A 16,666-nucleotide genomic window follows, 5' to 3' on the forward strand; every position below is an offset into this window, starting at 1 on the left:
TCATGACCGACTTCATCAACGGCCCGCTGCCGCTGTGGGCGGAGATCCTCACCGCCGGGTTCGCCGTGCTCGGCGCCGCGTTCGCCGCCATCGGCTCGTTCGGCCTCGTGCGGCTTCCCACCTTCTTCCGCCGCATTCATGCGCCCACGCTCGGCGCCACGGTGGGTGTGTGGTGCATGACGCTGGCCACCGTCATCTATTTCTCGGTGCAAGGCTTCAGCCTGTTCCTGCATGCGGTGCTGATCGCGCTGTTCGTCGCCCTCACGGCGCCGATCACGACGATCTTCCTCATGCGCGCGGCGCTGTTCCGCGAGCGACAGAAGGGCGGCGACGTACCGCCGGCCTGAGACGGGTCAGACGCGGGCGAGGTACCTCAGACAAACGCCGACCGCGACCGCCACCGCCATGATGAACAGCATCCGGCCCCAGCGAACCACGGGCTGACTCGGACGCTGTCGGTACTCCATGCGCTGAAGTCCCGAAAACGTGGTGTCAGGCTTCTCCCTGGCCCAATCGTGAAAGTTATCTCTTTCAGTGTTCATGTAGTAAATTCTAACTACATTTACATCCGCAAGCATAGTCCCCGACGAGTCCACTGCGCATGTGGACGCCGTTCATTCAGTCTGCTAAGGTTTGTGGATGGCGTACACAAACACTGCGCTCCGACGATGAAAGAACACATGGATAGCCGCAAGCGCTGGCTGGCGCTCATGGTCTTGTGCCTGGGCGTGCTCATGATCGTGCTCGACACCACGATCGTCAACGTCGCCCTGCCGTCGATCCGCGAGGATCTCGGCTTTTCCGAGACCTCGTTGGTCTGGGTGGTCAATGCATACATGCTGAGCTTCGGCGGCTTCCTGTTGCTGGGCGGAAGGCTGGGCGACCTTTACGGCCACCGGCGGCTCTTCCTGCTGGGCATCACGCTGTTCACAGTCGCCTCCCTGGCTTGCGGGCTTTCGAACTCGCAGGCGCTGCTGGTCGCCGCACGCGCGGTGCAGGGCCTGGGCGGCGCGGTGGTCTCGGCCGTCGCGCTCTCGTTGATCATGAATCTTTTCACCGAGCCGGCCGAACGCGCCAAGGCGATGGGCGTCTACGGCTTCGTCTGCGCGGGCGGAGGCAGCATCGGCGTGCTGCTGGGCGGCCTCCTGACCGACCTTCTGAGCTGGCACTGGATCTTCCTGGTCAACCTGCCCATAGGCGTGGCGGTCTACGCGCTCTGCACGAGCCTGCTGCCGGACGTGCGCGGTCAGGCGGCCGGCGAAAGACTGGACATCGGCGGCGCTGTGACGGTGACGAGCGCACTGATGCTCGCCGTCTTCGCGATTGTCAACGGCAACGAGGCCGGCTGGACCTCCGCACGGACCCTGGCGCTGCTTGCAACGGCAGCGGCACTGCTTGCCGTCTTCCTCCTCATCGAGTCGCGCGTGCAGCATCCGCTCATGCCGCTTCGCCTCTTCGGGCTGCGCAACGTGGCAACCGCCAATGTCGTCGGCGTGCTGTGGGCCGCGGCGATGTTCGCGTGGTTCTTCATCTCCGCCCTCTATCTGCAGTTGGTGCAAGGCAAGAGCCCAATGCATGTCGGGCTTGCCTTCCTGCCGGCCAATCTCATCATGGCTGCCTTTTCGCTCGGGCTCTCGGCCAGACTGGTGATGCGTTTCGGCCAGCGGGCGCCGCTCGCGCTCGGCCTGCTGCTGGCAGCCATCGGGCTGGCCCTGTTCGCCCGCGCGCCAGTGGATGGCAGCTTCCTCGCGGACGTCCTGCCCGGCATGACACTGCTCGGCATCGGTGCCGGCATGGCACTGAATCCCCTGCTGCTGGTCGCGATGAGCGACGTCGAACCGGGCGAATCCGGCCTAGCCTCGGGCGTCGTCAACACGGCCTTCATGATGGGTGGCGCGCTCGGCCTGGCGGTGCTCGCCAGCCTCGCCGCGGCGCGCACCGAGCGGCTTATAGGCGCCGGCGCAACGCCGCTCGCGGCGCTCAACGCGGGCTACCATGTCGCCTTCCTCATGGGTGCCGCCTTTGCTGCCGCGGCGGCCGCCCTCGGCGCGATGCTGCTGCGAAGCCCTGCCCCTGCAGGCGCGCCGCCAGAAAAGCAAGGCATGCGCCCGGCGCGAGGCCGTTGAACAGGCCCTGCGCAGGCAGCGGACGCGGAAGATCCGACGCACAAGGCACGACCGAACATCGGCGTTGACCTACAGAAAATCCGGGCCGGCGCGCTCACCATGAACGCATGAAGAACCCGATCAAACTCGTCATCGATGAGCAGGCGCCCGGATCGTTTGTCTGGACGCTGTTGGAAACGGACACCAGCGGCGATCCGCGCAAGGTGCTGAAAGCGGCGGAGTACGGCGCCGACTCTTACGAGGCCGCACTGGCCGCGGGCACCCGCGTGATGGACGCCGAGATCCGCCATGCCCACGCGCCGCAACGCGGCCAGGTCACGCACTGATCCGGATCAGGCCAGGTGCGTTTTCAGCGGCACGGCCGGATCGGCCGCGACCGCCGGTTCGGGGCTGCGCCCGGCCTCGAGGAGCTTGCGGCTCATCATGTGATCGACCGGCGCATTGACCGATTCGACGCAGCGCAGCTGGCCGTCCACATAGTGCAGCAGCGAGAAGGATGAGGGATTGGCACCCGGGCGCCGCACCGTGTGCGCGCCGGCCGTGCCTTCCGCGGGCACCAGCCCCGCCATTTGCAGACGCATGCTGCCTTGATCCGACCAGAACCACGGCACCGCGTCGTGCGGGCGCTTGGCCCCGGTCAGTGTGGCGACCGCCGTGCGCGCCTGATCATTCGCGTTCTGCACCGACTCCAGGCGCAACGCCTGCCCAGCCCGACGGTCCGGAAAGCGAGTGCAATCGCCGATGGCGAGCACGGCTTCATCGCTCGTCTGCATGTAGGCATCGACCACGATGCCGTCGGCGCATTCGAGCCCCGCGGCTTGCGCCAGCGCCGTCTCCGGAACGGCGCCGATGCCGAGCAGCATCAGGTCGACCGGCAGCACTTCCCCGTCCACGTCGATTGCCGCAAGGCGCCGCCCTTCCGTCCGCCATTCGCAACTGCCCACCGCGATCCTGATGTCCATTCCGGCGGCACGGTGCGTCGCCAGCACATGCTCCGACAGGGCCGGCGACACCGCGCGGCTAAGCAGTCGCGGCGCGCTCTCGATCACCGTGACGGACTTGCCCATCGCCAACGCCGTCGCCGCCACTTCAAGCCCGATGAAGCCACCGCCGAGCACAGTGATCTTCTGCGCCGTGGCGAGCAAGGTACGAAGCTGCGCGGCCTCGTCCGCAGCACGCAGCAGGGCGACGTTCACAAGGCCCACCAGTGCGGGCAGGCGCCGCGCGCGCGTGCCGGTTGCCAGAACGAGCTTTTCCCAGCCAAGCACAAGGCCGGAGCGCAGCGTGACCGTGCGTGCCTTGCGATCGATGGCAAGCGCCGGGTCGCCAAGATGCAGCGTGATGCCGGCCTCGCCATACCAGGCCTCGGCGCGATGAAGTTGCGGCGTTTCGTCCACGCTCTTCAGGAAAGTCTTGGACAACGGTGGACGGTGATAGGGGATGGCGGTCTCCTCGCAGACCAGGTGCACGCGGGCACCCTCCCCCGCCTCGGCAAGGCCGGCGCAAAGTTGCGCCGCGGCATGGCCGCCACCGACGATGACGATGTTCGAATTCATGGATTCCTTCTCGGGCGACGCTGGATCGCGCGGGGTGATTCTCGTGCAATCGCACACCCCTTTCGGGCCTGAAGGCTCCGCCATGCAAAAAGCCCGGACCCCCACGACATGGGGATCCGGGCCCGGGTGCTCATGGAGCTTCCGGCTTCATGCTCGAACATGCATGAAGTCGTCAGGCATCACCGGTTGAAGACTTCGAGTTCGACGATCGACGGCGATCGTCCGCTACCCGCTGACCTCTCGACCAGTACCTCGAGATTCGAGATCCACTTCGCCGGAAACGAGAGGGTCCGCTTGACCAGATTGTTCCCACTGACGCGAGCGATCTCTTCCCAATGCGTCTTGCCCTGTTCGATCCCCAGGACGACGAAATCGGCGGCGCCATACTGCGTGAACACGCTCGAATCCGAGGGCTCTTGCTGAACGCTGTCGTCCTGGCGCGAATACACGGTCACCGTGTTGATCAAGACCGGGCCCTTGGCTGCGGGAGTAGCGCACGGCCCATCCCTGTCCTGGCAAGCCGCGCCGGAGAAGTCGAGACCGTAGGAGACATTGGCGCCGATCCATGAGCCCGACCACTTCCCGGTGCCGTCCCAGCCTTTCTGAACGCGATCACCGTCGTTGAGCACCGGGTAGGCGACGACGTTGTTGTGCCCCGCCTCGCCGAGATACGCCGGCACGCCGTGCGCTGGATTCTCAGGTTCGGCGCACACGTCACCGAATGCCTCGACCTGCAGATTTCGGATCTCGTGGTGAGCGCCACCGGGGCCGCCATTCGATCCCGCGATACCAAGTCTCATCGTCGCCGGTGCCGCATAGGGATAGTCGGCGCCGCTGACCACCATCTGGCCGTTGATCGACAGATTGACGCTGTAACCAGGACCGGATTTCTTGGGAATCAGGTCCGCGACCACTCTCTTGACGCCCCTGGTGCCGCCAAGGTCAATGGCCTGCTGACGCGTGGTGCAGGACTGACCCTTGCAGGCCAGGCCCGTCTTGGCCGGGAAGGTGCCCCCCAACGCATAAGCCCGTGCCTGCGAGCCTCGGATGACGATGGTATCGGTACCCGGCATATTGTTCTGGCGACGGTTCTCGCACCAGGTCGAGGCGAAGGTGCCGTATTCATCCAAGCCAATACCCAAGTAGGCGCCGCCAAGTTGGCAATAGCCCAGGGCGCCGCCGACGCCACCTCCGGTTCCGGCCCCGGCCAAGCTCGCGTCGAACAGGTACAGCGAGAGACCATCTCCGCTCTGCTCGTTGCCGCCCCAACTGAGGTAGTCGAACTCGACATGGATGGTCTCGCCCGGGGTGAAGATCCTCTTCGATTGCAGATTGGACATCGTGGCCCGTTCGTGGGCTCGCGTCAGACTCAGCCATTCGGCATCCGCCTGCACCACACCCGGAGAAAAGACCCATTCCTGCTGCGAAATCGGCGTGGCCGAAGCGATCGAGGGCAGTGCGAGCCCCGCGCACATCGACAGCGCGATTGCCATTTTCTTAAAGTTCATTGTTTGCTGCTTCAAATCAATAGATGAATTTCAATACGTCAAATAGATCTGCGCGACAGCTCTCTTCAACGCGCGCATTGGCGACCGCCGTTGATCTGCAGATTGCGGATCTCGTGATGGTTCGTGTAGGTTCCCGTGGACGCCGAGATCCCGACTTTCATCAGCGACGGCGCGGCGTACGGATAGTCCGCGCCACTGATGATGGTCCGTCCGTTGATCGACAGATTGACGCTGTACCCCGGGCCGGATTTCTTGGGAATTAGATAGGCGAGCACGTGCTTGACACCATCGACGGAAGCGACGGCCTGCGCGCGAGTCTGGCAATTCGATGCGTCGCAGTCGAGCGAAGCCTCGATCGGGAAGTTCTTGACGAACTTGTACCCCGTATTCTGCGGACCGCGGATGGTTGCGCTGTTTGGAACGCTGGGCCCCTCATGCACAGCACCCTCGCAGCTGGAAGAGAAATTCCCGTATTCATCCAGACCGATGCCGATATAGCCACCGGCGATGCGGCAATAGCCGAGCGCGCTGAAGTAATAGCCGCCGGTTCCCGCGTACGGCGCGCTCGCGTCGAACAGATAGATGGCCAATCCGTCGGCACCAACCTCACGGCCGCCCCAGCTGATGTAGTCGAATTCGATCTTGATCGGATCCGTGGGACTGAAGGTTTTCTTGGATTGAACATTGGCCGTGCTGGCGCTCTCGCCCGCTCTCGTCAGGCTCAGCCATTCCGAGCCCGTCTGCATCACTCCCTGGGAAAATGTCCAATCCTGCTCGGAAACGGGTGCTGCCGCTCGAAGCGCTGGCACTGCTCCGTCTTGAGGCGCCGCCCCTGGATAGGACGTTGCGGACGCGGTGGAAGCCAGCCCCAATCCCGCGCACAGCGACAGTACGATTGCTGAATTCTTAAAAAACATCACTCTGACAATTCCATTGAATACATAATTCGCCCATTTTTGAAAATGCGAATGGGCATGCGCAACAATATCATTTCTGGCGGATCTCTAAATGGATAGTTTTGGGAAAATAATTCTCTCAACAAAAACATACGGCGTTATGTTTTCGACAGAATTCTCGACATTTGGAACTTCCGGAATTAATCTATTTCCATTGAATGCGCCGCGTGCGCCGCCACCGAATCCGCTGGAGGCGACCCACGGCCAGTCGCTTAGGATGGGGGGCCGGGCACCTTGCTTGCCGCCAGGCGGGAGAGAGACGAAGAAATGAAGATACGCATCATTGGTGGCGGCCCCGCGGGCCTTTTCTTCGCGTACCTGATGAAGCGCGACGACCCCGCGCACGACATCCGCGTCTACGAACGCGACGCCGAAAGCGCCACTTACGGCTGGGGCGTCGTGTTCTCCGACGTCGCCCTTGCCTTCGTGCGCGAACTCGCGCCCGAGCTTTACGACGCCATGACCGGGAACCAGGAAGTGTTCGACGAAATGGCCGTCGTGCATCAGGGGCAGCACGTCACGCTGGCGCACAACACCTTCCATCGCATGGCGCGCATCGACCTGCTCAAGGCCCTGCACGTGCACTGCCGCAGGGTCGGCGTGGCGATCGAATTCGAGCGCCGCGTCGACGAAGTCACGGCCTTCGCCGATGCCGACCTGATCGTCGCGGCCGACGGCGCCAACAGCGCCATTCGCACGCGCCACGCGGCGCATTTCGGGCCCACGCTCGACGAGCGGCCGAACCTGCTGGCCTGGTACGGCACCACGCAGCTCTTCGATCCGCTCTCGCTCATCTTCCGGCAGTGCCCCGACGGCCTGGCGATCGCCCATACCTACCGCTACAGCCGCACGCACAGCACCTTCCTGGTCGAGGTCGATCCCCAGACATTCCACCGGTCGGGGCTCGACCGGATGAGCGAACAGGACAGCCTCGCCTGGTGCGAGAAGGTCTTTGCCGAAGACCTGCAGGGCCACAAGCTGTTGTCCAACAAGTCGAACTGGTTCCGCTACACGATCGTCAAGAACCGGAACTGGCACTACCGCAACATCGTGCTCATCGGCGACGCGCTGCGCACTGGGCACCCTTCTGTCGGCTCCGGCACGCGCCTGGCGATGCAGGATTCGATCGCGCTTTTCGACGCCTTCAAGACCTGCGGCCCCGATGTGCCGAAGATGCTCGACGAATTCGTGCGCATCCGCCAACCCGGCTCCGACGCGCTGCAGAAGGCCGCCATCAGGAGCACCGAGTGGTACGAGAATCTGGGGCCCAAGCTGCAGCTCGACCCGATCTCCTTCGCCTACGACTACGTCACGCGCAGCGGCCGTGTGGACCATGCCGAGGTGCGCAAGCGCGATCCCGAGCTCGCCGCCGCCTACGAAAAGCTTCATCCCGAAATCGCGTTCTGAATCGTTCCGGACGCAAGGAGACTCCACATGCTCGAAGGCTGCATCCCCTGGCCCGCCGAACTCGCGGAAAGCTACCGCCGCGCCGGCCTGTGGGAAGGTCTCACGGTGGCCGAGATGGTCGAGCGCGCGATGCATGCCGCGCCCTCCAAGGACGCTTTGGTCTTCAACGAACGCCGCGTCAGCTACAGCGAGCTTGTGCGCAGTTCGAGGCGCCTGGCCGTGGCGCTGCTCGACCTCGGCCTGCGGCCGCGCGACCGCGTGGTCGTGCAGTTGCCGAACGTGCCGGAGTTCGTCATCGCCTATCTCGCGCTCAGCTGGATAGGCGCCATTCCCGTCATGGCACTGCGCGCGCACCGGCATGCCGAGGTGCGCCATTTCATCCGCGCATCGGGCGCCAGCGCCTACATGGTGCCGGACCTCACCGGCAAGTTCGACTATCGGCCGATGGCCGCAGAGATGGTCGCCGAATTTCCCTCCCTGCGCCATGTGATCGTCGCGGGCGAGCCGGCGCCGGGCCAGCGCGCCCTCGACCCCTTGATCGGCACCGACGAGCCGGAAGACGACGCGACCATCGCCAGCCGCTTGCGCGAGGTCCGCCCCTCGCCCGACGAGGTGTCGACCATGCTGCTGTCCGGGGGCACGACCTCGATGTCGAAACTGATCCCCCGCACGCATAACGACTATGTGCTGAACGCCCGCCTCTGCGCGCAAGCCGCGGGCTTCGACGGCAACACGGTCTTCATGGCCATCCTGCCGCTGGGCCACAACTACAACCTCGCTTCGCCTGGGCTGCTCGGCACCTTCTACGCGGGCGGCACGGTGGTGATCGCGCCCGGCACCGACATCGAGAGCATCTTCACCGCGGTCGAGCGCGAGCGCGTCTCGACCATCGCCAGCGTCGTTCCCCTCATTTCCAACTGGCTCGACAGCGACGCGCCGACGCGCTTCGACCTTTCTTCCCTGACGGTGGTACAAAACGGCGGCGCTCGGCTGCCGCCCGAGTTGCGCGCCCGCCTGCGCGAGCGCTTCGGCTGCATTCCGCAGGAGATCTACGGCACGGCCGAAGGCCTCATCAACATGACGCGCCTGGACGACCCCGACGAGCTCCTGCTCGAGAGTTCCGGCGCGCCCGTGAGCGAACTCGACGAAATCAGGGTGCTGGACGACCAGGACCGCGAAGTGCCCGACGGCGAGCCCGGCGAACTGGTGACGCGCGGGCCCTACACCATCCGTGGCTACTACAACGCACCGGAGAAGAACGCCGAGGCCTTCACGGCCGAGGGCTTCTACCGCATGGGCGACATCGTGCGAAAGCGCGGCCGCCACGTGTTCGCCGAAGGCCGCCGCAAGGACGTGATCAACCGCGGCGGCGAGAAGATCAGCTGCGACGAAATCGAGAGCCTCATCTTCGGGCTGCCGCAAGTGAGGGTGGTCGCGCTGGTCGGCCTGCCCGATCCGGTCTTCGGGGAGAAGGCCTGCGCCTGCGTCGTCCTGCAGCCCGGCACCACGCTGGGCTTCGACGAACTCATTGCCTATCTGCGCCAGCAGAAGATCGCATCCTTCAAGCTGCCGGAGCGGCTGGAGATCATGCAGGCGTTTCCCGTGAGCCCGGTGGGCAAGATCCTCAAGCGCGAACTGCGCGATCGGCTGATGGCAAGACCCCGATGACGACTCGGCGCATCGGCGCGGCCATGCCTCGCCAGCCGGAACCAGCGCCTATCGGCCGAGTACGGCATAGAGAATCGACCCGGCCGCACCCACGGTGACGAGCACCGTCAGGCCCGCCCCCGCCTGTCGCGGACTGGTGGGGCCCAGCGAGCGGCTCAGGCCGACGGCACTCAGCAGCCTCGCGACGATCAGCGCGATGCCCAGCACGTGGAGGGGGAGCGCCGGCATGCCGAGCAGCTCGGCGAACGCGATCAGCAGCAAGACCAGCGGCACATGCTCGGCGAAGTTGGCATGCGCGCGGATGGCCTGTGCCATCGCCGGGACGCCGCCGTCGCCCGCGTTCACATGCAGCCGGGCGCGCTGGACGATGACCCTGACCGTCAGCGCGGCGCCGAGCAGGCCGAGCAGAGCGGCGTAGAACGCGGCGATCAAGGGGACGAGGGGTACGAAATGCATGGAAGACTCCTGAAGTTCGCGAACATCGCGATGGGTACTGCCATGACGTGTGCCGCTCCCCGGAATCGACAGCGCTGAGGATCTTTTTTGTGGCGCAGGGCGTGCCCTGGAGCGGGGAGCCGCCGGCAGTAAATCAGCAATTTCCGACAACGACGGCGTCCATCATGAGTCAGACTGGATGCATGGAGGGCAGACGCCCGGACTCGCATGTCGATGGACTTTCACCACCCGCTCTTTCAGAGCCTCGCCCTCCCCTTCGTTCTGGCGTTCGTGGCGACGGGCGCTGTGCGCGGCATCCTGGGCCCCATTGCAGGCACGCGATGGGCGGCCGCCGGCGCGGCGTTCGCGATCTTCGCCGCGTGGGTCTGGGTGCTTGGCCTGCGATCGCAGCCGGGCTCGATCATCGGCGAGCTGCCCTGGATCTGCGCGGCAGGGTGCCTCCTCGGCCTGGCGCTGCAGGCAGTCCGAGCAAGTCCGAGCTTCGCATGGCTCGCTGCTTGCGCGCTCTGGGCGCTGATGCTCACCGACCTCGGCACGCCGACATTGAGGGCGGGGGCCGCTCCCTGGCTGATGGGCCTTGTGGTCACCGGTGCCGTGTTGAACGAACCGGCGCAGGAAGCCAGCGCGCCGGCGTCACTCTTCATTGCGAGCCTCGGGCTGGCCGTGGCGGCTCTGATCGCCGGCTCGGCGCTGCTCTTCGAACTGGGGCTGGCGCTGGCATTCGCCGTGGCGGGATGCGCGCTATGGGTCTGGCCTGTCGTTCGAATTCCATTCGGCCCGAGCGGCATCGTGGCAGCGGTCATGGCCTGGCTGGCGCTGGCGCAGACGCAGGCGACCGCCATGCTGTCGCCCGTGCGGCCGATCGTTCTTCTGCTGCTGGCCTGCGCCTTTCTGTCGGGTCCGATCGTGCGCCTGGCAAGCCGGCTGCTGCGCCGCAAGACAGGCGAGGCACCGGAAGCGACGACGCCGCGCCCCGCGTGGCTCAGACCCCTGGTCGTCGCGGCGGTGGCGGCGGTCTGGGTGGCCGGTGCCCTGGTCGTGGCGCTCCAGGGCGGCGCGAACTCGCAGGCGGGAACGCCGGACGATCCTTACTACACGCCTCGCTGGTGAGTGCAGCGGCGCAGCGTCGGCGCAGTTATCCTCCGAGGAACCCATGACGCCAACGCAAACTCATCTTCCCGGCGTCGACGCGCTGTGGGCCGTGTGCCTCGACATCGTCGGCCACCGCCGCATCGGTGCCGCGCCCGAAACCTGGGACGCGCACGCGCCGCTCGCGTGGGATGCGTCGCAGGGCTTTTCGCTGCGCGGCGTCTGGGACCCCGCGGCCATCGAACTCTTCGAGCTGCTCAAGCCCATGCTTGACCAGCCTCTCGATGGCACGACCTGGGCCATCGGCCAGCTCGGCCAGAGTCTCGACGGCTGCGTCGCCACGCACTGCGGGGACTCCAACTACGTGAACGGCCAGGAGGTGCTGCTGCATCTTCACCGGCTGCGCGCGCTGTGCGACGCGGTCATCGTCGGCGCCGGCACCGCGGCCATCGACAACCCGCAGCTCACCACGCGCAGGGTGCGCGGCGCGAATCCCGTGCGCGTGGTGCTCGATCCCGGCTTGCGTCTGTCGCCCGAGCTGCGCATCTTCTCGGACCGCCAGGCGCCCACCCTGCTCGCGTGCGACGCGACACGCCGGGCCGAGGCTGCCGCGCGCGTGGGCGCGCCGCAGGTGCTGGGCGTGCCCGGGCTGCTGGATGCGCAGGGCGCACTGAACCTGCGCGCCTTGCGTGTCGCCCTGCAGGAGCACGGACTGCGCGTGCTCTTCGTCGAAGGCGGGGGCGTCACCGTCTCGCGCTTCATCGCGCAGGGCTGCCTCGACCGGCTGCACCTGAGCGTCGCGCCCGTCATCATCGGCGACGGCCGGCCCGGCTTGCAGTTGCCGCGCAACGATGCGATGCGCGACTGCCTGCGGCCGCCCGGACGCGTGTTTCGCATGGGTGCGGATGTGCTGTGGGATCTGGACCTGCGCGCCGCCGGCCTGAGCGCGAAGGCCTGATTCGGGTCGGCGGGCTGCGCGCTGAGAGGTCGAGGCGATGCCGGCCGTCACATGTGGCGTCGGCGCCGGGGCCTGGCGAGCAGAATCAGTGAGGCCGACCCTGGCCACGCCAGTCGAGGTCAGGGAGGCATCGCCAGCACGTCCTGGTGCCCTACGAGCAACCGCGTCGAATCGACGATCGCCATGCGCCGCGCTATCCATTCATTGACGAGAGCGCCGGCGGACGGGTCCTGTTCAAGCGCGGCGGCGCCGGCGCCTTCCACCATCGCGGAGACCATCGCGAGGGCCTGCGCGCCTTCGCGGGCGTTGATGCGCCAATCACTGGCCGCCACCCTCCACTCGCAACCCGCCGCCGCGAACAGGTGGGTGAGGACGTCGACCGCCTTCCCGCCAAGCGCCTCGCCGAAGCCCTTGTCCCGCCGCTGATGCGCGGCGAACAAACGGTCGATGTCAGCATCGCCCGGCACGCCCGGCTCCCATGCGACGCGCCCGTCGACCGTCAATGCGAAGAGCAAGGCGGCCTTCTCTTCCAGGGCCCGCATCAGCAGCATGGCGAGCCATTGGCTGGAGACCAGATCGAGAAGCGCCGACGCGGTGACGAGCTGCGTCCCCGACAGCGGCACGTCGTCGAGCCCGAGGGCGAGGTCGACGCAGAGCGTCCGCACTTGCGCATCCCAATCCCCGCCGGAGATGCGCAAGCCGCCGTGCTCGGCATGCAGAGCGAAACCGCGCGAATGCGCCCAGTCGTGAAGCGCATGCGGCAAGGCGTCGAGCAGCCGCGCATCATGGTCGACCAGAATCCAGCGCTGCGCCCCCCCCAGTCGCGGCGCGAGTTCACGCAGGTTGGCGCCGGTCCCGCAGGCGAGGTCCAGCACCTCCAGGGTGGGGTCGCCACCGCGCATGCGAAGCGCGGCGGCGCGCAAGTCCAGCGAGGCCGCCGCCCCGCCGCGCGCCGCATGGTCGAAGGGCTCGCGCAGCGCGAGCCAATCGGCGCTGAAGCCCGTCATGCGCCATTCCTCCGCTGGAATTCCGAGAGCGCCGAGGCAAAGCGCGCGGCGCTGTCAGCCCAGGTCGGCAGACGCTGCCTCGCGGCACGCGCACCCGCCGCCAATGCGGCACGCCACGCGGCATCGTCCAGCACGCGCTGCAAGGCCAGGCGCAGAGCGGCACCATCGCCCGGCGGCACCAACACGCCCGCATCGGCGGGCACGGTGTCAGGGATGGCGCCAGCGCGGGTGCTGATCACCGGCAGGCCATGGGCCAGCGCCTCGGCCAGCGCCATGCCATAGCCCTCGTGAAAGGAGGGCAGCACGAAGGCGTCGGCGCTCAGGTAGAGCGCGCGCAGGCCCGCCTCGTCGAGCTCGCCGTGCAGCACGATGCGCTCGCCCAGCCCATGGCGGCCGATGGCCTGCGCGAGTTCCGCGGCGCACGCGGGGTCCATGGCAAGGCTGCCCGCGCAATGCAGCGTCCAGCGCCGGTCCTGCAATCCGGCCAGTGCCTCGACCAACAGCAGGTGGCCCTTGCGGGGCGTGATGGTCGCCACGCACAGGAGCTTCGGCGCTTCGTCGCCCGATCCGCTCGCCAGCGGCGCCGGGTCGGTCCCCGGCTCCGCCACCGCAATGCGCGGCGCCGCGACGCCGAACGCGGCCAGCGCACGCGCGGTGGAAGCACTGGTGACGATCACGCCGCGCGCACTGGCGAGCGCGCGGCGCTCGCTCTGAAACAGCGCGCGCTGGCGCTGCGGCGCGAGGCCCGTCTCCAGCGACAACGGGTGATGCACCAACGCCACCCAGCGGATGCGCCGCGCATGGTGCTCGGCCACCTCGGGCATCGCGCCGAATGCCAGCCCGTCGACTACGGCCAGCGCGCCGTCGGGCAAGGCCTCGATCACCTCGCGCGTCAAGGCTCGCGCCGCCGCGTCGGGCGCGGGATAGCCTTCGCCCAGCGACCGCACATCCACCTGCCATTGCCGGGCGCGCAGCCCCTCGATGATGCGGCGGTCGTAGGCATAGCCGCCGGTCCGGGTGCCGAGATCGCCCGGCACGAGGAAGCTGCATTGCGCTGGCATCAGCCCCGGCTCGCCGGCAGCGCGCCTTCGTAGGCGGCCCAGGCCACGTGCGATTCGTTCAGCCTCACGCGCAAGGCAGACAGGCCGCCGGCATGAGGCCCCAGCTCGCCGGTGGCGATGCGCGCGGCGATCCGATCGAAGATTGCGCGCGCCAGAAATTCGGTGGTCGTGTTCTTTCCCTTGAAGGCCGCTTCGTCATCGAGGTTGCGCAGATTGAGCTCGCCCAGCACGACGCGCAGCACCTCGGTCGCCCGGGCGATGTCGACCACCATGCCATCGGCGTCCAGTTCGGCGCGGCGGAATTCGAGATCGACCACGTAGGTCGCGCCATGCAGGCGCTGCGCAGGGCCGAAGGCCTCGCCCCGGAAGCTGTGGGCGATCATGAAATGGTCGCGGACGTTGACGCTGTACATGCGGTTCTTTCAAGGAAGGAAGGAAGTCGAAGAAGGGTTCAGGAATAGTCGATGCGCTGGCACAGGGTGTCGGTCGCGCCCGCGGCCAGCCTTTGCAGCACCGAGGGCAGTTCCTCGAAGGGGGCGGCGTCGGTGACCAGCGCATCCAGCGCGGGGTCGCGCAACAGCGACAGGGCCAGCCCGAGCCGCCTTCCATGGCTCCACCGCGCGCGCTGGGCCGTGGCCACGTGGCCGACTTGCGAACTCCTGAGCGTGAGCCGCCGCGAATGAAAGGCTTCGCCCAGCGGGAGCGTGACGGCGCGCTGCCCGTACCAGCTCAGTTCAAGGACCGTCGCCTCGAAGGCCGCCAGGCGCAGCGCGGTGGCGAGACCTTGCGGGCTGCCGCTCGCGTGCACCACCAGGTCGGCATCCGGCGCCGCGCCTTGCGGGCTTGCGAATGCGACGCCCAGGCTTTCCGCCACGGGCCGGCGCGCGGGATGGACATCGATCACTTCCACCACGCAACCGGGCATGCGCCCGGCAAGCCATGCCACCAGCAGCCCGACCACGCCGGCGCCGACCACCGCGATGCGGTCGCCGAGGCGCGGCGCGGCATCCCACAGCGCGTTGATGGCCGTCTCCATATTGGCAGCCAGCACCGCCCGCGCGGGCGGCAGGCCGTCGGGCAGCGGATGCACGGCCTCGACCGGCACGACGTAGCGGGTCTGGTGGGGATACAGGCAGAAGACATGGCGGCCGACGAGCGCCTCGGGCCCCTGCTCGACCACGCCCACGCTGGCGTAGCCGTATTTCACCGGCGCGGGAAATGCGCCCGCCTGGAAAGGCGCGCGCATGCGCTCGAACTCGCTGGAGGGCACCTCGCCGCGGAACACCAGCATCTCGGTGCCCCGGCTGACCCCGCTGTGCAGGGTGCGGACCCGCACCTCATGCGTGCCCGGCGTGCCGATGGTTTCGGGGCGGATGCCGGCGCGGCCGGGCGCCTCGATCCAGCAAGCCCATGACTCGGCGGAAGCAACGCGGGACGGATATGCTGGCATGCTGCTTTCTGTTGTTCAACCCATTGGCGACCGACTTTAGACGATGACTGCGCACTCCCGGGCCGACGGCCATGCGCTCGCTTCGGGTCCGCTCGCGGCGCTGCGGCGCGACGCCTGGCGCGAAGCGCTCAACTGCTTCTTGCTGCTCGCCCTGCTGGCCGCCGGCGCAGGTGCGCTGGGCGGGCTCAGCCACTGGTTTCACTTGAAGACCGCGGCGGTGTTCGCCCTGGCCTTCGCCCTGGTATTGCGCGGCCTGCCGTCGCACGCGCCGAACATGCGCTTCGGTTGCGCCAACCGCGTGACGCTCGGCCGCCTGGCGCTGGTCGCCCTGCTCGCGGCCGGCATCGGCGAAGCGGGGACGAACGCGGCTTCGATGGCATGGGGCGTCATCGCCGTCGCCACCGCGGCCGCGCTGCTGGACGCGCTCGACGGCCCCTTGGCCCGGTCCAACGGACTGGCGAGCGAATTCGGCGCACGCTTCGACATGGAGACCGATGCCCTGCTGGTACTGGTGCTGTGCCTGCTGGTCATCCAGTTCGACAAGGCGGGCCCCTGGATCCTCGCCGCCGGCCTGATGCGCTATGTCTTCGTGCTGGCGGCCGGACTCTGGCCCTGGATGGCACGCCCCCTGCCGGGCAGCCCGCGGCGCAAGGCCGTGTGCGTGGCGCAGATCGGCAGCCTGATCGTCTGCCTCGGGCCGATCGTTCACCCGCGATGGAGCCAGGCGCTCGCGGCCGCGAGCCTCGCCGCGCTGAGCGGATCCTTCGCGGCCGACGTGGCCTGGCTGGCCCGCCATCGCTATTCAACCGGGGAGCCCGCACCATGAACGCCTTCAACGCACGCCTGCCGCGCGGATTCGTCCTGTGCTGCCTGATGGGGATCGCTGCCTCGGCGCACGCCCAGGCGCCACGCTATGAACTCGACCCCGACCACATCACCATTGCCTTCGTGGTCGACCACCTCGGCTACGCCAAGGTCCTGGGCATGTTCCGCGCGGCGCGCGGCAGCTATGACTTCGACGAGGCCACGGCCACCTTGAGCAATGTCCGCATCGAGGTCGACACGCAGAGCGTCTTCACCAACTACGCCAGGCGCGACCAGCACCTGAAGAGCCCCGACTTCCTCAACGCCGCCGAGTTTCCACGCATGGTCTTCACATCGAGCGGCGCCAGGCGCACCGGCGAGCGAAGCTTCGAGGTCGCCGGCCAGCTCGAACTGGTGGGCCGCTCGCAGCCGCTGACGCTCACGGCCACCTGGAACAAGAGCGGCGCCTCGCCCATCGACCAGACATACACGATGGGCGTGTCGGCACGCGGCAGCTTCAAGCGCAGCAGCTACGGCATGAAATACGGAGTCAGCAACGGCTGGGTCGGCGACGAGATCCCGCTCATCATCGAATTCGAGGCCAAGCGGAAATGAAACCC

17 protein-coding genes are annotated in these 16,666 nt (G+C 67.3%); 9 read left to right on the forward strand and 8 right to left on the reverse strand.

From position 1 onward, the window contains the following. Positions 1 to 2: 2 nt before the first annotated feature. The 3 genes from mnhG to AC1DNF_RS11565 all read left to right on the forward strand — a co-directional run bounded on the left by mnhG (position 3) and on the right by AC1DNF_RS11565 (position 2,452). Entirely contained in the window at positions 3 to 347 is a 345-nt protein-coding gene (mnhG, locus tag AC1DNF_RS11555; protein ID WP_478148720.1) for a monovalent cation/H(+) antiporter subunit G, read from the forward strand. 333 nt (positions 348 to 680) lie between these two features. Further along, positions 681 to 2,126, forward strand: coding sequence for an MFS transporter (locus AC1DNF_RS11560; RefSeq protein WP_478148721.1), 1,446 nt, complete (start codon positions 681 to 683; stop codon positions 2,124 to 2,126). A gap of 107 nt (positions 2,127 to 2,233) precedes the next feature. Then, on the forward strand, positions 2,234 to 2,452 hold the full coding sequence (locus AC1DNF_RS11565; protein ID WP_478148722.1) for a hypothetical protein: 219 nt from the start codon (positions 2,234 to 2,236) through the stop codon (positions 2,450 to 2,452). Between the two features lie 6 nt (positions 2,453 to 2,458). On the opposite strand, the gene AC1DNF_RS11570 is transcribed toward AC1DNF_RS11565, so the two are convergent. From AC1DNF_RS11570 to AC1DNF_RS11580, 3 genes are all read right to left on the reverse strand, one after another. Then, on the reverse strand, positions 2,459 to 3,682 hold the full coding sequence (locus AC1DNF_RS11570; protein WP_478148723.1) for an NAD(P)/FAD-dependent oxidoreductase: 1,224 nt from the start codon (positions 3,680 to 3,682) through the stop codon (positions 2,459 to 2,461). Between the two features lie 179 nt (positions 3,683 to 3,861). Continuing rightward, on the reverse strand, positions 3,862 to 5,190 hold the full coding sequence (locus AC1DNF_RS11575) for an L-type lectin family protein (RefSeq protein ID WP_478148724.1): 1,329 nt from the start codon (positions 5,188 to 5,190) through the stop codon (positions 3,862 to 3,864). A gap of 65 nt (positions 5,191 to 5,255) precedes the next feature. Then, a complete protein-coding gene (locus AC1DNF_RS11580) occupies positions 5,256 to 6,107 on the reverse strand; it encodes an L-type lectin family protein (protein ID WP_478148725.1) in 852 nt (283 codons plus the stop codon). A 306-nt stretch (positions 6,108 to 6,413) separates the two neighbouring features. Here AC1DNF_RS11580 and AC1DNF_RS11585 point away from each other — a divergent pair, with 306 nt between their 5' ends. Both AC1DNF_RS11585 and AC1DNF_RS11590 read left to right on the forward strand, forming a co-directional pair. Beyond that, on the forward strand, positions 6,414 to 7,553 hold the full coding sequence (locus tag AC1DNF_RS11585) for an FAD-dependent monooxygenase (protein ID WP_478148726.1): 1,140 nt from the start codon (positions 6,414 to 6,416) through the stop codon (positions 7,551 to 7,553). Between the two features lie 27 nt (positions 7,554 to 7,580). Beyond that, positions 7,581 to 9,221, forward strand: coding sequence for a (2,3-dihydroxybenzoyl)adenylate synthase (locus AC1DNF_RS11590; protein ID WP_478148727.1), 1,641 nt, complete (start codon positions 7,581 to 7,583; stop codon positions 9,219 to 9,221). Between the two features lie 48 nt (positions 9,222 to 9,269). On the opposite strand, the gene AC1DNF_RS11595 is transcribed toward AC1DNF_RS11590, so the two are convergent. Continuing rightward, positions 9,270 to 9,677 carry an MAPEG family protein gene (locus AC1DNF_RS11595; protein WP_478148728.1) on the reverse strand — a complete coding sequence of 136 codons (408 nt, stop codon included), beginning with the start codon at positions 9,675 to 9,677 and terminating at the stop codon, positions 9,270 to 9,272. 213 nt (positions 9,678 to 9,890) lie between these two features. Here AC1DNF_RS11595 and AC1DNF_RS11600 point away from each other — a divergent pair, with 213 nt between their 5' ends. Together AC1DNF_RS11600 and AC1DNF_RS11605 are read left to right on the forward strand one after the other, a co-directional pair. Continuing rightward, positions 9,891 to 10,787 (forward strand): hypothetical protein, encoded by an 897-nt coding sequence (locus tag AC1DNF_RS11600; RefSeq protein WP_478148729.1) that lies wholly within the window; start codon positions 9,891 to 9,893, stop codon positions 10,785 to 10,787. Between the two features lie 43 nt (positions 10,788 to 10,830). After that, complete coding sequence (locus tag AC1DNF_RS11605; protein ID WP_478148730.1) at positions 10,831 to 11,724, forward strand: RibD family protein; 894 nt, start codon at positions 10,831 to 10,833, stop codon at positions 11,722 to 11,724. 119 nt (positions 11,725 to 11,843) lie between these two features. Here AC1DNF_RS11605 and AC1DNF_RS11610 read toward each other — a convergent pair whose 3' ends face one another. Genes AC1DNF_RS11610 through AC1DNF_RS11625 form a run of 4 tightly spaced genes read right to left on the reverse strand, consistent with a single transcriptional unit; the run spans position 11,844 to position 15,242 of the window. Continuing rightward, entirely contained in the window at positions 11,844 to 12,731 is an 888-nt protein-coding gene (locus AC1DNF_RS11610) for a class I SAM-dependent methyltransferase (protein WP_478148731.1), read from the reverse strand. Next, the gene (locus tag AC1DNF_RS11615; RefSeq protein ID WP_478148732.1) at positions 12,728 to 13,792 is read right to left on the reverse strand and encodes a glycosyltransferase family 4 protein; all 1,065 of its coding nucleotides are present in this window, start codon (positions 13,790 to 13,792) and stop codon (positions 12,728 to 12,730) included. The genes AC1DNF_RS11610 and AC1DNF_RS11615 overlap by 4 nt, the downstream gene beginning before the upstream one ends. After that, entirely contained in the window at positions 13,792 to 14,205 is a 414-nt protein-coding gene (locus tag AC1DNF_RS11620; protein ID WP_478148733.1) for a 6-pyruvoyl trahydropterin synthase family protein, read from the reverse strand. Before AC1DNF_RS11620 ends, AC1DNF_RS11615 begins: the two co-directional genes overlap by 1 nt. 38 nt (positions 14,206 to 14,243) lie before the next feature. After that, complete coding sequence (locus AC1DNF_RS11625) at positions 14,244 to 15,242, reverse strand: zinc-dependent alcohol dehydrogenase (protein WP_478148734.1); 999 nt, start codon at positions 15,240 to 15,242, stop codon at positions 14,244 to 14,246. Positions 15,243 to 15,285: 43 nt separating this feature from the next. Here AC1DNF_RS11625 and AC1DNF_RS11630 point away from each other — a divergent pair, with 43 nt between their 5' ends. Next, positions 15,286 to 16,068: a CDP-alcohol phosphatidyltransferase family protein gene (locus tag AC1DNF_RS11630; RefSeq protein WP_478148735.1), complete on the forward strand. Its 783-nt coding sequence runs from the start codon at positions 15,286 to 15,288 to the stop codon at positions 16,066 to 16,068. Next, complete coding sequence (locus tag AC1DNF_RS11635) at positions 16,065 to 16,661, forward strand: YceI family protein (protein ID WP_478148736.1); 597 nt, start codon at positions 16,065 to 16,067, stop codon at positions 16,659 to 16,661. The genes AC1DNF_RS11630 and AC1DNF_RS11635 overlap by 4 nt, the downstream gene beginning before the upstream one ends. Positions 16,662 to 16,666 lie beyond the last annotated feature (5 nt).

The organism is Variovorax sp. 01T432 (genome assembly GCF_056398605.1).